A 16,369-nucleotide genomic window follows, 5' to 3' on the forward strand; every position below is an offset into this window, starting at 1 on the left:
TTCAGTAACAGAAAGCGCAGAGGTTACAAGAACGGGAGCGCTGTCCCGTTAGGGCGTACTGATCCGGCCTGACATGCTCTTGCCCGTGTTCGCCAAATGAGCACTCGATCCGACCGTGACGGCACCCAGTCTCGCGATCTGATTGTCATCATCGACCAGCGCGCGCGCAGCCAGTAGCACCGGCACCCGGATTGCCTGTGCCGAGAGTTTGGCGATGCGCACCGTATAGGCACCATAGGGAACGCCGTCGAACAGGAAAAAGCCGTCAAATTCGGTCTGGGTTTCGCGCACCACCCGCCCTTCGCTGTCGACCAGTTCCAGTCCGACACCGGCAATGGCGCCGCCGCCCCGCCGCACCAGCGTGCCCTCGACTTCGCCGGCGCTGACCAGCGGCAGTTCGACCGTGGTCGCGATTCCGGGCCGTGGCGTGATCACCACGCCGGGCAGGGCCGGCTGCACATAGGGGCTGGACAGGCTGCTGCTGTCGATCCCGATCAGCACTGGCCGAAAAGGCTGCAGATTGTCGATCACCGCTCGACCCTGACCGTCGGTCGCCGTCAAGGCGGCCGAATGTCCCGCGGTCAGTTCGACATTTTCGGCCAGCGGTTCGCCGGGCTGGCGCTTGCCATCCCCGTTTTCGTCATGGAAGACGATCGCCAGTGCCTGGCCGTTATTGGCCAGCTTGTTGCTCGAGAATCGGAATTTTCCGGTCCGCGGATCCGGACCCAGGCTGAAAGCCAGATTAAGGCCGGCCGCCAGCGAGCCGTCAGTAGCGACTTCGGCGGTTGCGGTTAGCGAAAAGCGTTCGAAGCGCCGGACAATTCCGATTCCCGCACGTCCGCGATCCAGGCCGGCATCATAGCCCAGTTCCGCGCGCCAGTCGGAACGCTCGCTAGCGCGCCATTCGCCGGTGAAATTGACTTGTTCAAAGCGTTTTTCCGGGGCCACACGATAGATCGCCTCACCACGGAGCCGGACCTTTCCGATCCTGCCATTGGCAAGCAATCGGGCGCTGATACGGTCGGCGCCAGCTGGACCATAATCGCTGAATTGCTGTTCCCAGGCGAGTTCGCCGGTAAGCGACAGACGATTGAGATTGAACGACATGCGCCCGGTTATATCCAGGCTGTCACGACCATCGGAGCGCGTTTCATATTGCGCGTCAACATGCACCGGTATGATCCTGCTGCCCAGCCTGAAACTGTGATCAACCGCCAGACTGTGCCGTGACAGGGCGTTTTTCTCTATCTGGTCGGAGATGAACCCGCCTCGCGCCCAGATCGATTCAGCGGTGATATAGCTGTCACCAAGCTGGCCGAGGAGCTGGCCGCGCAGCGCGACACCCCCGTCGAGATTGGAGGCGGCCGAAAGCTCGACCAGGGTAGGCCCCACGGCCCGGCGCACCGACCCTTCGAGATAGTCATGGCGCTTGCCGTCAATTTGCAGGCTGAACAGGGAGGCGGCGACCGAGGTTTTGGCGTTCAGTCCGCGTTCAAGCCCGATCCCGCCGCGCCAACCCGCCTGCCGCGTCGGCAAGAAATCGCCAAGCCGGATCAGATCCTCGCCCGCTTCGTTTATGCCGGCCCAATAATAGGTTTGTTTCGGCGGAATTGAGTCGATACCCACCGGAATAACCTTCACATCACGCCTGACTTGCCCCTGGGGGCCGTATAACACCACCTCGAAGCGGTTCTGGCCATAAAGGAGCGGCACATCGATAAATTCATAGCGGCCGTCGGAACGGGTTTCGGCAAAGGCCAGCAACTGGCCGTTACGATAGAGTTCCGCATCCCAACCATTAGGCAGTTCGCCGCGAAAACTGGTTCGGTCGAAGCTGTCGGGTCGTTCGACCGGCCGATTGGTTACAAGTGCCCCGCGTCCCGCAACAGACTGCGAAACCAGCGGCGTGGAAAAGGTCGAGACATCGCCGAGGGCAAAATGGGTGGCCTGCAGCGGACCGAGCAGTTCGCCCTCGGGATCGGTCCGATATGCCCTGACCCTAAGGCTTTCCGGCACGCCTTCCATGTCGGAGGAGAGCCGGGCGTCAAAACTTGCCTTGCCCAGTTCTCCGGATGCATAAAGCTCATATTGCAGGTCGTATTTCTGGCCCGATTGCTTGTCCCGCAGCCCACCGGCCGACACCACCGCATCAACCGACGGTGTTCGCCAGAATTTATAGGATTCTGACGACTGGGGCAGCGCCGAAAGATCGAAACTCTTGCGCGGACGGATTTTCGCAGCCTGTTCCTTGCGCTCCAGCGCCCGCTCGAACGGCAATTTGCTGTCGGATTCGACGGTCAGTAACGCATTCGACAGGTCGGGAACAAATTTGACATCAAACCAGTCAGACAGGCTTTTCACATCGACACACCAGCCCTCGGGCACATCGTAAATCTGGCCCGGGCTTATTTTCTGTCGTTCGTTCACCTTTTGTACCGATGCGCTGTCGCGATCGATGGTCAATGTCTGGCTCTCCGAAAAAATCCAGCCAGTTGCGCGGCGCGACTTCTTGTCGAGGCGGAGCGGAACATCCATCGCCATGATCATATCGGCAAGATCAACGCATATGCCCTTGTCGGTCTGATAGCCCCGGACCCCGTCACCAAGGCGAAAATTACCGGCACGCAGGTCAAATAGCAGGGCATCATCGTCACTGGCCGACCAGATGCTGGCCGACGCCGCCGCCGGAAACAGCGAAGCCGCGGAGATCGCAAGGATCCCCGCAGCCTTGACCAGTGCTTTGAAGCCCCGGCCGATTATATCAGATCGCTGTATCATGGCCTACATCATGACTTTGTGACCGCTTGGAGCCACATTAAATCACTGATATAAATATCTTATCGTAGCACCATATCGGTTTTGGCAATCAGGCCTCCGCCAGCATTGGCGGTCTCGTGATATTCCACCGTGATCGGTCCGGTAAGCTGGGCAGCTATTTCCGGCGGCACCGGAAGGGTCACCGTCCGCTTGGCTACTTCCGGATAGACAGCGATGCCGCGGGCGACCATGACCGGCTCATCCAGTCCTGGCTTGGTGACACGGATTTCGCCATAGGTCGAACGATCACCGGTACGGCTCAGATCAAAGGCAAAGGATTGCCCGTCGGAATTCTCGACCATGCGACCGTTGGCGATGGCGGCAGTGGCCTGCAAATTGCCGTAACGGACTATGATCGGGATGGTTACGCCGTAGATCGGCGTGAGCGCGATCGTCATGCCGCCCTCCGACACCGCTTGCTCGGTCACCGAGCGCGCTTTCGGGATCGCCCGAAAAAGCAGATGGACCCGATATTCGCCGTCAGCCAGACCATCGGGTGCCCTGACGCCAAGACGTATGGCTTGAGGCTGGTTCGGTGGTAAAGTTACCCGGCGCGGTGCATAGCGAATCATCGCCTTTGCCGCCGCCTCCATCTCGTTTACCTGCTCGTCCGACACATCTTCCAGACGGCCTTCGGCATTCATGCGTCGCAGCTCGAGGGAAATACGGTAGGTTGCGGTTTCGGAGCCGATATTGTTCAGGATCACTTCGGTGCCGCGCTGCCCGTCCAGCACAACACGCGTGGGAGCGACCAAAAGATCGCCCGCGGCATGGGCCGGTGCAGATGATAATGAAATAACGGACGCCATCGCGCCCATGATGATGCTAAATTTTCGAAACGTTCTGAAACCCTGAATGGTCATGATATTCTCCGCCTTGCTGGTCATACGGACAGGCCGGCTATTACAGGCCGGTTCCCACATGCTCCTTATGCGCAAAGAGGGTTACCAAAGCGCTAACCATGATCGATATTGCCGGCCGCGCGCGGCAGGCGACAGCAGAAGAACGAAAGGCCCGCCTGCAACCTGGGCTGCAGACGGGCCTTTTGCGTCGTAAACTGCGAGCGGGTCTGGGCCCGCTCGATCAGTTTTTACTGATAGTCAACGGATACACTGAAAGTACCGGAATAGGCACCATCGGCCTGGTTTGCCGCAACGCTCAACGTGCCACCGACAGCGAAACTGTCTGTTCCGTCGAGAACGAGCGTGGAATCGCTCGATGTCAGGGAGGCGGTCATGGTGCCGCTAGGGCCGGTCAGGGTTACAGACGGATCGACTGAAATGTCGACGGTCTCGCCGGACGTGCCGTTGATGGTAAAGCCGGCAGCGGTTGTCGTTCCCGAGCAAACCAGTCCGGTACCGCAGGTCGACACACCACCGGTGCTGACGACGACGGTTGAGGCAGTCGCGCCGGTGATGATCGTACCGAAGTTGAGGTCGACATCGTTGGAATCGACGGTTACCTGTTTGAGAATATTTGCCCGTGCATCGGCAGAGGCAGTGGCAGCTTCAGCTGCATTAGCACCCACGACAGACGCCAAGAGCACGGAAGAAGCCAAAGCGGCTTTCATAAATTTCGACATAGTTACTGGTCCCTATAGTTCGTTTCATTGTTGAAAGGACACATGCGGTGTAGTCAGACCAAACCCACTGGACTGCTATCGCCTGTGTCAACATTCAGATGCTCTTATCCTAGGGAAAGAATAAGGCTTTGCTGTAAGACATGGTTAATTTTTCCCTAACCACATAAATCATTGTAAAATATGGATTAATTGGGGTTAACGCAGTCGTTACCCTGTGGTCTGCACAGCGAATCTGGCGACAATTTTACGCGAAAGCGGGAAATTGGCCTAGATATGTTCGCCGGTAAGGCGCTGACAAATCAGATCGAGCTGATCAAGATTGGCATAGTCGATGGCCATCACACCGCCCTGCCCGTCCGGCTGGATCTTGACGTTCAAGCCGAGCAGATCAGCAAGATGCGCTTCCAGCGCCTGGATATCAGCATCGGCCTCCGACATGTTTGCCGATTTCTTTTCCGATTTCGGCTTCTTGACCGCCATGGATTTGCGAACCAGACGTTCGACATCCCGGACAGACATCCCCTGCTTGGCAATCTGCGGCGCCAATTCTTCAGCATTGGGAGCGTTGATCAGCGCCCGCGCATGCCCCATGGTCAGCTTTTCATCGACGACCAGTGTTTTGACGCTAGCCGGTAGTTCCAGCAAGCGCATAAGATTGGCGATATGGCTGCGGGATTTCCCGACGATTTCGGCCAACCTGGTCTGGCTATGGCCATAATCCGAGCTCAGTCTCGCATAGGCCTCCGCCTCTTCAATGACATTCAGATCCTTGCGCTGGACATTCTCGACGATTGCTATTTCATATGTTTCTTCGTCATTGAGACTGCGAACAACTGCGGGAATCTGGTGCAGACGGGCGCGCTGCGCGGCTCTCCACCGGCGCTCACCGGCAACAATCTGGAATGTCTTGCCGTGTGGCCGGACGACAATCGGCTGGATTACACCGCGTTGCCGCATGCTGTTCGCCAGCTCGTCCAGCGCTTCGGTATCGAAATTCTGGCGGGGCTGGTCCGGATTGGGCCGAATATCGGAAACCGCAATAGAGCGCAGGCCATCGGTGACCTCTGTCTGGTCATTGTCGCTAGGCCCGCCGGCTTCGATCGGTTCCTCGCGCTGGATTTCTCCAAACAGACTGTTCAGTCCCCTGCCCAGTCCGGTAGCGCGTTTTGGTATTTTCTTGTTCTTTTCGCTCAGAGCCTGGTCGTCATCCATCAGGCAGCCACCTTCCGGTCGGGCAGACGTGCAATCAACTCGCGGGCAAGGTCGATATAGGCAACCGATCCGCTGCACCGATGATCGTAGATCAATGCGGGAAGACCATGGCTGGGCGCTTCGGAAAGCCTGACATTACGCGGAATCACGGTTTCAAACACGACGTCCCCCAGACAGGCCCTGACATCTTCGGACACCTGTTCGGTCAATTTGTTGCGCCGGTCATACATGGTTAGAACCACACCCATGACCGACAGCTGCCGGTTGAATCGGGCGCGAATGCGCTCCACCGTTTGCAGTAGCTGGCTCAACCCCTCAAGCGCAAAAAACTCGCATTGAAGCGGTACGAGCAAAGATTCCACGGCCACCATAGCGTTGAGCGTCAACAGGCCGAGCGACGGCGGACAGTCAACGAGGATGATATCCCAGCGTCCATTGTCGGCCGCATCCAGAGCTTTTTTCAGACGGTGTGTCCGCTCTTCAAATTCCACCAGCTCAACTTCGGCGCCGGAAAGGTCGACGGTCGCGGGAACAATCTCCAGCCCGGGCACTCTGGTTTCGTTGATGCAGTCGGCCAGATTCACGTCATTGACCAGCAGATCATAGCTGCTGTTGACCCGGTCCCCCTGCGACAGGCCGAGCCCGGTCGAGGCATTGCCCTGCGGGTCAAGATCTATCAGCAGGACCTTCCAGCCGCTGGCGGCAAGGGCCGTAGCCATGTTGATTGCTGTAGTGGTCTTGCCCACTCCGCCTTTTTGATTGGCTATTGCGATACGAACCATTTGCAGTTCTGCCCCGGATAATAGGTTTCTAGCCCTTTCCCACCAATATACCGGCGTCCGGATCGGTCAAACTATGTTCCACGTGAAACATTTTTTGCCGTTTTGGCGACAGGCCCTTCAACTCCCTTACCGCATTTTTGCCCTTAGGTAAGAGCCAAACCGTATTTTTTGTGGAAAAACGGTGTGAAAGTGCGATGAGTCGTTCCAAAGGTGCAAAAGCACGCGCACTTATGACATCGACCGGGAATGTTTCGACATTCTCTAGCCGATCACCGATCACCGTAGCATGATCCGAGATATCGGTTTTAACGATAACCTTGTTCAGAAATTCAACCCGCCGCTTGCGCGATTCCACCATGTGCACCTGATAGGGTGACAGGATTGCAATCACGATACCGGGAAAACCGGCACCCGTGCCCAGATCCAGCCAGACTTTGCCGGCTTTCGACACCGGGGCATAGCGTAACAATTGCGCGCTATCGACAATATGGCGAGACCAGAGACTGTCTGCGCTCGTTTTGGAAATCAGGTTCTGGCGCTGCATTTCTTCGCGCAGCGTTGCAATGAATATTTCAAGCTTTTGCCATGTTTCACGTGAAACATCATATTCACTGCGCAGCCAGGCCTGCGCTTCTTCTTCCGTCATGCCGCGATATTCCGGCCATCCCGGCGTCTCGCATGAACCAAAATCGCCGCGAGCGCCGCCGGGGTAATACCGCGTATACGGGATGCTGCGGCCAGGGTTTCGGGTTTGGCCGTGGTCAACCGCTCGACCATTTCATTGGACAGACCGGCGATAGCTGCATAGTCGAGATCGTCCCCCAAATGGATCTGCTCATTGGCTCGAAGATCACGCAGTTCCGATTCCTGTCGTTCAAGATAGGGCGCATAGCGTGCATCCTCTTCAATCTCGAGCATCAGCGCAGGATCACAACCTGTCAAACATGCTTCCAATTCTTCCAATCCTACAATGCTGATATTGGGGAAACGGAGCCACTGGAAGAGACTTTGACGGGTTCCGTCACGACGGACCTCAACACCCGTTTTCACCAGATCCTCGCTTGAATATATGTTTGACAGCGCGTTCATGATGGTATTGCGCACCTGCTGGCGTTTTCCAAACCAGTCCGAACGCTGGCTGGCAACACAGCCTGCTTCCATTGCGATCGGTGTCAACCGAGTCGATGCATTATCGGCGCGCAACCGCAACCGGTATTCCGCACGCGCAGTCAGCATCCGATAGGGTTCGGTAACGCCTTGCAGCACCAGATCGTCGATCATTACCGCCATATAGCTCGTGCCACGATCCAATACAGGAACATCCTTCCCCAGCACTGCGCATGCTGCGCCCAGTCCTGCGATCAACCCCTGGGCGGCCGCTTCTTCATAGCCGGTGGTGCCATTGATCTGTCCGGCACAATATAGACCGTCGAGGCTACGGACTTTCAGCGAGCGATCGAGCGCCCGCGGATCGACATGATCATATTCAACAGCATAGCCCGGTACCAATATGTCAGCCTTCTCCAGACCCTCCATCGTCCGCACAAACGCCAGCTGGACATCGGCCGGAAGCGAAGTGCTGATGCCATTGGGATAGACGAGATTGCTGTCCAGGCCTTCCGGCTCCAGAAAAACCTGATGCGAATCCCGGTCGGCAAAACGGTGAATCTTGTCCTCAATCGAGGGGCAATAGCGCGGACCCTGCGCATCGATCGCGCCGCTGAACAGGGGCGAACGATCGAGCGACCCGCGAATAATTTCGTGTGTTTCGGCTGTGGTGCGGCTGACGGCGCAAAATGTCTGGGGAACCGTTCGCCCATTCGACAGCGGCGACATGGTCCACTGGTCGTCATCAGACGGCTGTTCCGGCAGGGCAGCCCAGTTGATCGTCCGGCCATCAAGCCGTGGCGGCGTTCCGGTTTTCAGCCGGGCGATTGGCAGACCGGCATCGCGGATTTGCTGTCCGAGAGAAACCGATGCGGCCTCCCCTGTCCGTCCGCCTTCGAGCGTTTCTTCGCCGCGGAACAATTTGCCGTTGAGGAAGGTTCCGGTTGCCAGGATGACGGCTTGAGCGTTGATCGTAGAACCGTCAGCCATGCGGATGCCCGTCACCTGCGATTCCGACATGAGCAGACTGGCGACCTCGCCCTCGATAATCGTCAGATGGTCTTGCGCACCGAGCATGCGGTGAATTGCGGCCTTGTAAAGTTTCCGGTCCGCCTGGATTCTTGGCCCCTGCACCGCCGTGCCCTTGGACAGGTTGAGCATGCGGTAATGGATCGCGGCGGCATCGGCGGCGCGGCCGATCAGCCCGTCAAAGGCATCGACTTCGCGCACAAGATGGCCCTTGCCCAGGCCACCAATCGCCGGATTGCAGGACATGGCGCCAATGCTGTCTCTGGTAAAGCTCACCAGCGCCGTCGATACACCCATGCGCGCGGCCACCGCGGCTGCTTCGCAACCGGCATGGCCACCGCCCACAACAATGATGTCAAATGTCTGCGTCATAGCGCGGCCCATAGCGGAAGCGGGATTGCAGGTCAAAACCTACCGTTCACGCCCTGCTGTTCCACGTGGAACAATCACTTGCCGATACAGAATTTTCCGAACAGTCCGTCGAGCATATGCTCGGTGCTTGCCTTGCCGGTGATTTCGTCGAGCGCCTTGCGAGCCACGCGCAGATGCTCGGCAACAATCAGATAATCCTGTTCGCCTTCCATTGCAGCCAGACTCCGGCAAGCCGCAGACAGGCGATCCGCCTGGCGCGCATTGACACTGACCTGATCGGCATCCGGTAATATATGCCGGGCCCTGTCTACGAGATGGTCGACGAGCAGGTCCATTCCCTGACCGCTGACCGGCGACAGGGTAAATGCCGCAGCAGCCTTCGGCGTATAATCGGGATGATCGCAGCGTGAGCTGATCTCGATCAGATTGTCGCGATCCGGTCCCTCCCCCTCTTCTCCCAGCCACAAGATGATATCCGCCTCGGCAAACTGTTGCCGGGCCCGGTCGATGCCAATCTGCTCGATGGACTCCGCACCGGTTTCGCGAACACCGGCGGTATCAATGAAGAGAAAGGGAATCCCGCCGAGCGCAATCGGCACCTCGATCACATCGCGCGTAGTGCCGGCAATATCCGAAACGATCGCAGCATCCCGCTCAACCAGCGCATTCAGCAAAGTCGACTTACCGCTGTTGGGCGGACCGCCGAGCACGACCCTTATGCCGTCGCGCAATTTCTCGGCCCGCGGACGTTGCAGAAGGATCTGCATCTCCTCGACCAGCAAGCGGGCAGCGTTTTGAATTTGCGCCATTTGCGCCGGAGCAACGTCATCCTCGTCGGAAAAATCCAGCTCGGCTTCGACCCGGGCCGAGAGTTGCAATATCATCTGCTGCCAGCCATCAACCTTTCGCGACAAGGCGCCCCCGGCGCTGCGCACCGCGGCCTTGCGCTGCAATTCGGTTTCGGCGAACAGCAGATCGGACAGACCCTCGGCTTCTGCCAGATCCATTTTTCCCGACGTGAAGGCCCGGCGGGTAAACTCTCCCGGCTCGGCCCGGCGCAGACCGTCCATCTGTTCCAATGCCTGTTCAATCGCCCGAATAACCGCCCGTCCACCATGGCAGTGAATCTCGGCCAGATTCTCGCCGGTTGCGCTATTCGGGCCGGGAAACCAGAGACACAGAGCTGAATCCAGCAGCTCTCCACCAACCGGATCGGTTATATTTGAAAGAAAAGCGACACGCGGTTCTGGTAAAAAGCCGGTCAGCGATTCGAGCGCCTGCCCGGCCTTGGAACCACTGATGCGCAGGATTCCGATCGCCGCCGGCGGTTGTCCGCTGGACAAGGCGAAAATAGTATCGTCAGCAGTCATTATGACGGAAAATCGCGGCTAATCAGACTTTTTCTTGGTCGATGAGGATGACTTTCCACCGCCAGACGAAGCCCCCATCGCGCCGGTCAGGAAAGAGGAAAACATCTTCAGGCCCGCCTCGCCCATTGGCGCAATGATTTTGGTGAAATTCTGCAATTGCTCGACAGAATTGGCGCCTTGGAGAAATTTCGACATTTCCTGGACATAGCTTTCGTTCAGTTTCGCCACATCCGGCAGACCGATCAGGCGACGTGCCTCTTCCGGCGTGCAGTCCAGTTCAACGGTAACTTTCATTATGACTTCCTCTGTTTGACCGTCGCAGCGAGTTCCCCCCTCACTCCACAGGTTGATGTTCCACCTTGTCTGAAGCTGATATGGGGATAATGTAGTCAAAGAATCAAGTGATGATGCAAAGGAGTTGTAACGATGGGCGCGATGGAACAAATCAAGACACTGAGCGGAGACGCTGAATTTCCATGCTATATGGCGCGACCTCAGGGCGAGATCAGCGCTGCAATCATCGTCATTCAGGAAATTTTCGGCGTCAACAAGGGGATCAGGGCGAAATGCGATGACTGGGCCAGCAAAGGCTATCTCGCCATTGCCCCCGATCTGTTCTGGCGGGTCAACAAAGATACCGATCTCGACGCCGATGTACCGGAACAATTCCAGACGGCACTAGATCTGATGAACAAATTTGATCAGGATCAAGGGATACGCGACATCGAAGCGGTAATCCATTTCGCCCAGAACAGCATTGGCAGCCACAAGGTCGGCTGTGTCGGCTATTGCCTCGGCGGCCGCCTCGCCTTCATGACCGCCTGCCGGACCGATATCAGGGCCTCTGTCGGCTATTATGGTGTGGGTATCGACGGTCTGCTTGGCGAAAAGCATGCGATGGCCCATGAAGTCATGCTGCATATTCCCACCGCAGACGGCTTTGTCCCCGCCGATGCGCAGGCCGCGATGCACGCCGGGCTGGATGACCATCCGAAAGTGACGTTGCACGATTATGAAGGCCTTGATCACGGCTTTGCCGCCGAGTTCGGCGCTCGCCGCGACGAAGCAGCCGCCAAATTGGCCGATAGCCGGACCGAAGCCTTTTTCGCCGAGCATCTGGCATGAGCGCACGCGCCAATCTGAAAGTCTGGCACGACCATTTCGAGAAGAAAAACGGTACCGGACTGCGCGACCAGATTGCCGATGATGCAGTGTTCCATTCTCCGGTTGTCCATACGCCGCAAGCGGGCAAACCGTTGGTGGTTGCCTATCTCAGCGCTGCCAATGTAGTGCTGGCCAATGACAGCTTCCGCTACGTCCGCGAAATTGTCGATGATTCGCAGAATATGGCGATGCTGGAATTCGAACTCGAGCTGGACGGGATCCAGGTCAACGGCGTCGATATCATCAGCTGGAATGACGACGGCAAGATTCAGGATTTCAAGGTGATGGTCCGGCCATTGAAAGCGATCAACAAGGTCTGGGAAGAAATGGGCAAGATGCTGGAGAAAATGAAGGGTTAGGATTCTGCAGTCTTGGCCAGAAAATATTCACTGCAGTCTTGCAGATTCACCGGAACACCGAGAACAGAAAGCGGGATGGATCCAAGGCTTGGACTCCAGAATTGCGGATCGAAAATCATTCCGGGAATAACCGGCAAAGCGATGATAGCGATCCACAGCAACAAGAACTTGGCCACCGCACGTCGCAAACCATAGCTGAAACTGAACTCGTCAAATCCGGGAGTAATCGAGAATGACTGCACTGGCCTGAGCATGTTGAAACGCTGGCACCGTCAACCGGAACCCACCCAGCGCGAGCGGACAAATCGACACCGATGCATGATGATATACGCCGATGTGAACCAATATCCCGGCTTAATCCAGCAGCGATGCAATAACCATGGTTTCGCTGCGGGAGTTGATAATGGCGATCGGGATCATCTGGTCTGACACCGATCGATCCTAAGAAAATTTTCCGGCTCGCTCAACAATCACCCGAACAACGTCAAAACACCAATCGTCTGCTCGTCACCGACCAAGCCGGAATAGATCATCTTGCCGGCGACATAGACGATCACCGCCAGTCCCAGATAGGCAATCCATTTGTAGCGTTCGATATATTTGGCGATGACATTGGCCGCGAGACCCATCAGCGCAACGGACAAAATCAGACCGATGACCAGAATTCCGGGATGGTCGCGGGCAGCGCCAGCAACGCCCAGCACATTGTCGAGGCTCATCGAAACGTCGGCGGCCATGACCGCCCAGGCGGCCGCCCAGAAGGTCTTGGTTGATTTGACCCCGCTATGCTCGTCGCCCTCGATTTCCGGCGAACCGGCGGATTCTCCCTCGTGGAAAATCTCGCGGTAAAAATTCCATGCGACCCATAGCAAAAGCAAGCCGCCAGCCAGCACCAGACCAACAATCTGCAGCAACTGCACCACGATCAGCGCGAACAAGATACGCAGCACAAGCGCCGCACCGATACCGATCAAAATGACCTTGCGACGCTGGTCCGCTGGCAGACCGCCAGCCAGAGCGCCCACGACAATCGCGTTGTCGGCTGCAAAAACCAGATCGATCAGGATCACCTGGCCAAATGCTGCCAACGCTTCGGGCGTGCCGATCTTCGAAAAATCGGTGAGAATCGCCTGCCAGATATCTGCCGGCGAACCGAGACCCGAGGTGGCCGCGGAAAAGATGGAAATCAGGTCAATCATCGAAAATACTGGCTCCGTAATAAGCTATTTCGGGCATCGGGCTATAAAAGGCGTGCAGCAGGCCGCGCCACAGCTGATAATCTTCGGACCGGCGAAATCCGTCGCGATGCGATTCTATCCGGTCCCATTTCACCAACAACAAATATCGATCCGGGTTCCCTTGTTCCGGTCGAACCTCGACCGATTGGCACCCCGGCTGGCGCGCGATGATCGGTCTCGCTTTCGCCATCGCACCTTCGAAAGCATCCGATTGCCCGGGGCGAACCTGCAACAGGGCATGTTCCAGAATCACCAGGCGAACCGTTCGCTGCTACTGGTTCATGCTGTCGAAGAAATCGTCGTTCGACTTGCTGTCCTTCATCTTGTCGAGCAGGAATTCCATCGCGTCGATCGTGCCCATCTGCATGAGAATACGGCGCAACACCCACATTTTCTTGAGCTTCTCGTCCTCGACCAGCAGCTCTTCCTTACGCGTACCGGACTTGCCGACATCGAGCGCCGGGAAGATACGCTTGTCTGCCACCTTGCGGTCGAGCACGATTTCCGAGTTGCCGGTGCCCTTGAATTCCTCGAAGATGACTTCGTCCATCCGGCTGCCGGTATCGATCAAAGCGGTCGCGATGATCGACAGCGAACCGCCTTCCTCGATATTCCGCGCCGCACCAAAAAAGCGCTTCGGGCGCTGCAGGGCATTGGCGTCGACACCACCGGTCAGCACCTTGCCGGAACTCGGAACAACGGTGTTATAGGCGCGGCCCAGACGGGTAATGGAGTCGAGCAGGATGACAACATCATGCTTGTGTTCGACCAGGCGCTTGGCTTTCTCGATCACCATTTCGGCCACCTGTACGTGCCGGGTCGCGGGTTCGTCAAAGGTCGAGCTGATCACTTCGCCCTTTACCGAACGCTGCATGTCGGTGACTTCTTCCGGCCGTTCGTCGATCAGCAAAACCAGCAGATAGACTTCCGGATGATTATCGGTGATCGCCTTGGCGATATTCTGAAGCAGCACGGTTTTACCGGTCCGCGGCGGCGCCACGATCAAGGCGCGCTGGCCCTTGCCCTGCGGCGAAATGATATCGATCACCCGGGCGGACTTGTCCTTCTCGGTCGGATCGAGACTGTCGAGCTTGAGCTTCTCGTCCGGATAGAGCGGCGTCAGATTATCGAAATTGACCCGGTGGCGGACGGCGTCGGGATCATCGAAATTGATTGCGGTCAATTTGGTCAGCGCAAAATAGCGTTCGCCATCGCGCGGTGCCCGAATTTCTCCCTCGACGGTATCGCCGGTGCGCAGGCCGAATTTGCGGACCTGATTGGGAGAAACATAAATGTCATCGGGACCGGCCAGATAATTGGCATCCGGCGAACGCAGGAAGCCAAATCCGTCGGTCAATACCTCAATCGTGCCGACACCCATGATCTGTTCGTCATTGTCCGCCAGTTCCTTGAGGATCGCGAACATCAGATCCTGTTTGCGCAGGGTAGAGGCCCCCTCGACGCCCAGCTCCTCAGCCATCGAGACGAGGTCAGCGGGCGATTTTTCTTTTAGTTCTTTTAAATGCATGGAGGTTTATCCAGATATGTCAGGAGGTAATTTCTCAATTCCGCATGTGCGCAGCTGCTTGCTGTCTTCAGATTCACATGAAAATTCGCCCGGACGGGCTTTGGCGTCTAAATACGCCTTTGTCATTTGAGTGTCAACAAGCGCTGGTCAGAAGGGTTTGACAATTACCAATATCACGATGATGGCTGCGGTAATGCCCGGCACTTCGTTGACCAGCCGCAGCGCCTTGTCGCTCATTGTCCGCTCGCCTCTGGCCAGCTTTTTCAGATAGGCCATCATCCAGCCATGATAGCCGGTCAGCGCCAGCACCACGAGCAATTTGGCGTGGAACCAGCCCTGGCTGAACGCGCCGATATTAAAGGCAAGCGCCAGTCCGACCGCCCAGACAATGATCAAAGACGGATTGAGAATGATCTTGCGCAGCTTGCTCTCGCGTTCGATCCATTTGGCATCCTCGTCCGAGCCAACGGCGGATTCCTGATGATAGACGAAAAAACGCGGCATCATGAACAGCCCCGCCATCCAGAATATCACGAAGATAAGATGGGCCGATTTCAACCAGAGATAGAGCATGGACAGAATTTCATTCATTGCCTCACAAGTGTAAGCAGCTTTTCAACATGTTCAATGGGCGTATCCGGTAAAATCCCGTGGCCGAGATTGAAAATATGCGGCCTGTCCTCGAAAACCTGCAGGATATGGCGGACAGAATTTTCCAGCGCTTCGCCACCGGCAATCAGCGCCAACGGATCCAGATTGCCCTGCAGCGGCAGCGACGCAGGCAAATTTTCATGCGCCCAGACGGGGTCCACGGTTTCATCGAGACCAATCGCATCGGCGCCGGTTTCGCGGGCATAAGCGAGCAATTTGGCGCCCGCGCCTTTCGGAAAGCCGATGATCGGCACACCGGGATGCACCGCTTTCAGCCGTGCTATGATTTCGGCATTGGGTGCGATCACCCATTTTTCAAATTGCGCCGGCGACAGGGATCCGGCCCAGCTGTCGAACAATTGCACCGCATCAACGCCGGCCTCGATCTGGCCGAGCAGATAAGTCACCGTATTGTCGACAATGGCGGCGATCAACTCGCCGAAGGCCGCTTCGTCCCGATAGGCAAAACGGCGCGTGGCTGCCTGGTCCTTGCTCCCTTGGCCATTAACCATATAGGTCGCGATCGTCCACGGACTTCCGGCAAAACCCATGAAGGTTGTTTTACCGTCGAGTTGCGATGCGACGGACCGGACGGTGGCATAGATAGCCTCAAAATGCTCCGGAGCAGCCTCCAGAGAGCCCAAAGCAGCATCCAGCAGCTTGGGGGCCAGCCGGGGTCCTTCCCCCGTCTCAAACCAGAGCTTCTGGCCCATCGCATGGGGTACGATCAAAATGTCGGAAAACAGGATCGCTCCGTCAAAACCAAAGCGCCTGATCGGCTGCAAGGTGACCTCGGCTGCAGCCTCGGCATCATAGCACAGTTCGAGAAATCCGCCCTTTTTGGCTCGCAACTCCCGGTATTCCGGCAGATAACGGCCCGCCTGGCGCATCAGCCAGACCGGCGTTTGATCACTTTTCCTGCCGAGCAATGTCTGCAGGAGAATTTTCTGTGATTCATTTCCATTCGGCATAGCGAGACGGTTATCCATTATATTATCTTATATATTATATTAGATTGTTGTTGATGATAGAGCGTGGAAAAGGCGGTAACCCGCGAGCGCCGCAATTACAAACAGATTGACAGGCGCGGGTTAATGAAAATTTGACCGATTCCGAAATCTCATCCCCGTTATCCACAGACTGTTGATTGAATCGATC

At 56.9% G+C, this 16,369-nt stretch carries 16 protein-coding genes; 2 read left to right on the forward strand and 14 right to left on the reverse strand.

What is annotated here, in order from left to right:
- Positions 1-48 precede the first annotated feature (48 nt).
- From ACHZCJ_RS10565 to ACHZCJ_RS10605, 9 genes are all read right to left on the reverse strand, one after another.
- Complete coding sequence (locus ACHZCJ_RS10565) at positions 49-2,778, reverse strand: carboxypeptidase-like regulatory domain-containing protein (RefSeq protein ID WP_321326246.1); 2,730 nt, start codon at positions 2,776-2,778, stop codon at positions 49-51.
- Between the two features lie 59 nt (positions 2,779-2,837).
- Positions 2,838-3,704: a molecular chaperone gene (locus ACHZCJ_RS10570; protein ID WP_394700097.1), complete on the reverse strand. Its 867-nt coding sequence runs from the start codon at positions 3,702-3,704 to the stop codon at positions 2,838-2,840.
- Between the two features lie 203 nt (positions 3,705-3,907).
- Complete coding sequence (locus ACHZCJ_RS10575; RefSeq protein WP_321326250.1) at positions 3,908-4,345, reverse strand: DUF4402 domain-containing protein; 438 nt, start codon at positions 4,343-4,345, stop codon at positions 3,908-3,910.
- Between the two features lie 321 nt (positions 4,346-4,666).
- Positions 4,667-5,611, reverse strand: a complete 945-nt coding sequence (locus ACHZCJ_RS10580; RefSeq protein WP_321326252.1) for a ParB/RepB/Spo0J family partition protein — start codon at positions 5,609-5,611, stop codon at positions 4,667-4,669.
- Positions 5,611-6,393 (reverse strand): ParA family protein, encoded by a 783-nt coding sequence (locus ACHZCJ_RS10585; RefSeq protein WP_159646565.1) that lies wholly within the window; start codon positions 6,391-6,393, stop codon positions 5,611-5,613. Before ACHZCJ_RS10585 ends, ACHZCJ_RS10580 begins: the two co-directional genes overlap by 1 nt.
- Positions 6,394-6,421: 28 nt before the next feature.
- Entirely contained in the window at positions 6,422-7,039 is a 618-nt protein-coding gene (gene rsmG / locus ACHZCJ_RS10590) for a 16S rRNA (guanine(527)-N(7))-methyltransferase RsmG (RefSeq protein ID WP_321326255.1), read from the reverse strand.
- The gene (mnmG, locus tag ACHZCJ_RS10595) at positions 7,036-8,901 is read right to left on the reverse strand and encodes a tRNA uridine-5-carboxymethylaminomethyl(34) synthesis enzyme MnmG (RefSeq protein WP_321326257.1); all 1,866 of its coding nucleotides are present in this window, start codon (positions 8,899-8,901) and stop codon (positions 7,036-7,038) included. Before mnmG ends, rsmG begins: the two co-directional genes overlap by 4 nt.
- Before the next feature lie 74 nt (positions 8,902-8,975).
- The gene (mnmE, locus tag ACHZCJ_RS10600) at positions 8,976-10,271 is read right to left on the reverse strand and encodes a tRNA uridine-5-carboxymethylaminomethyl(34) synthesis GTPase MnmE (RefSeq protein WP_321326259.1); all 1,296 of its coding nucleotides are present in this window, start codon (positions 10,269-10,271) and stop codon (positions 8,976-8,978) included.
- A gap of 18 nt (positions 10,272-10,289) precedes the next feature.
- Positions 10,290-10,565 (reverse strand): DUF6489 family protein, encoded by a 276-nt coding sequence (locus ACHZCJ_RS10605; RefSeq protein WP_159646573.1) that lies wholly within the window; start codon positions 10,563-10,565, stop codon positions 10,290-10,292.
- A 132-nt stretch (positions 10,566-10,697) separates the two neighbouring features.
- Between ACHZCJ_RS10605 and ACHZCJ_RS10610 the strand changes: the two genes are divergently transcribed.
- On the forward strand, positions 10,698-11,396 hold the full coding sequence (locus tag ACHZCJ_RS10610; RefSeq protein WP_321326262.1) for a dienelactone hydrolase family protein: 699 nt from the start codon (positions 10,698-10,700) through the stop codon (positions 11,394-11,396).
- On the forward strand, positions 11,393-11,794 hold the full coding sequence (locus ACHZCJ_RS10615) for a nuclear transport factor 2 family protein (RefSeq protein ID WP_321326264.1): 402 nt from the start codon (positions 11,393-11,395) through the stop codon (positions 11,792-11,794). The genes ACHZCJ_RS10610 and ACHZCJ_RS10615 overlap by 4 nt, the downstream gene beginning before the upstream one ends.
- Before the next feature lie 470 nt (positions 11,795-12,264).
- On the opposite strand, the gene ACHZCJ_RS10620 is transcribed toward ACHZCJ_RS10615, so the two are convergent.
- The 5 genes from ACHZCJ_RS10620 to hemE all read right to left on the reverse strand — a co-directional run bounded on the left by ACHZCJ_RS10620 (position 12,265) and on the right by hemE (position 16,182).
- On the reverse strand, positions 12,265-12,993 hold the full coding sequence (locus ACHZCJ_RS10620; RefSeq protein WP_321326267.1) for a YjbE family putative metal transport protein: 729 nt from the start codon (positions 12,991-12,993) through the stop codon (positions 12,265-12,267).
- Positions 12,986-13,285 (reverse strand): antibiotic biosynthesis monooxygenase family protein, encoded by a 300-nt coding sequence (locus ACHZCJ_RS10625; protein ID WP_321326269.1) that lies wholly within the window; start codon positions 13,283-13,285, stop codon positions 12,986-12,988. Before ACHZCJ_RS10625 ends, ACHZCJ_RS10620 begins: the two co-directional genes overlap by 8 nt.
- A gap of 18 nt (positions 13,286-13,303) precedes the next feature.
- Positions 13,304-14,560 carry a transcription termination factor Rho gene (gene rho / locus ACHZCJ_RS10630; protein WP_159646583.1) on the reverse strand — a complete coding sequence of 419 codons (1,257 nt, stop codon included), beginning with the start codon at positions 14,558-14,560 and terminating at the stop codon, positions 13,304-13,306.
- A 147-nt stretch (positions 14,561-14,707) separates the two neighbouring features.
- Entirely contained in the window at positions 14,708-15,151 is a 444-nt protein-coding gene (locus tag ACHZCJ_RS10635) for a CopD family protein (RefSeq protein WP_321326271.1), read from the reverse strand.
- Positions 15,148-16,182 carry a uroporphyrinogen decarboxylase gene (hemE, locus tag ACHZCJ_RS10640; RefSeq protein ID WP_268893905.1) on the reverse strand — a complete coding sequence of 345 codons (1,035 nt, stop codon included), beginning with the start codon at positions 16,180-16,182 and terminating at the stop codon, positions 15,148-15,150. Before hemE ends, ACHZCJ_RS10635 begins: the two co-directional genes overlap by 4 nt.
- Between the last annotated feature and the right edge of the window lie 187 nt (positions 16,183-16,369).

The sequence above is a fragment of the uncultured Parasphingorhabdus sp. genome, from assembly GCF_963677535.2.
Taxonomy (GTDB): Bacteria; Pseudomonadota; Alphaproteobacteria; order Sphingomonadales; family Sphingomonadaceae; genus Parasphingorhabdus.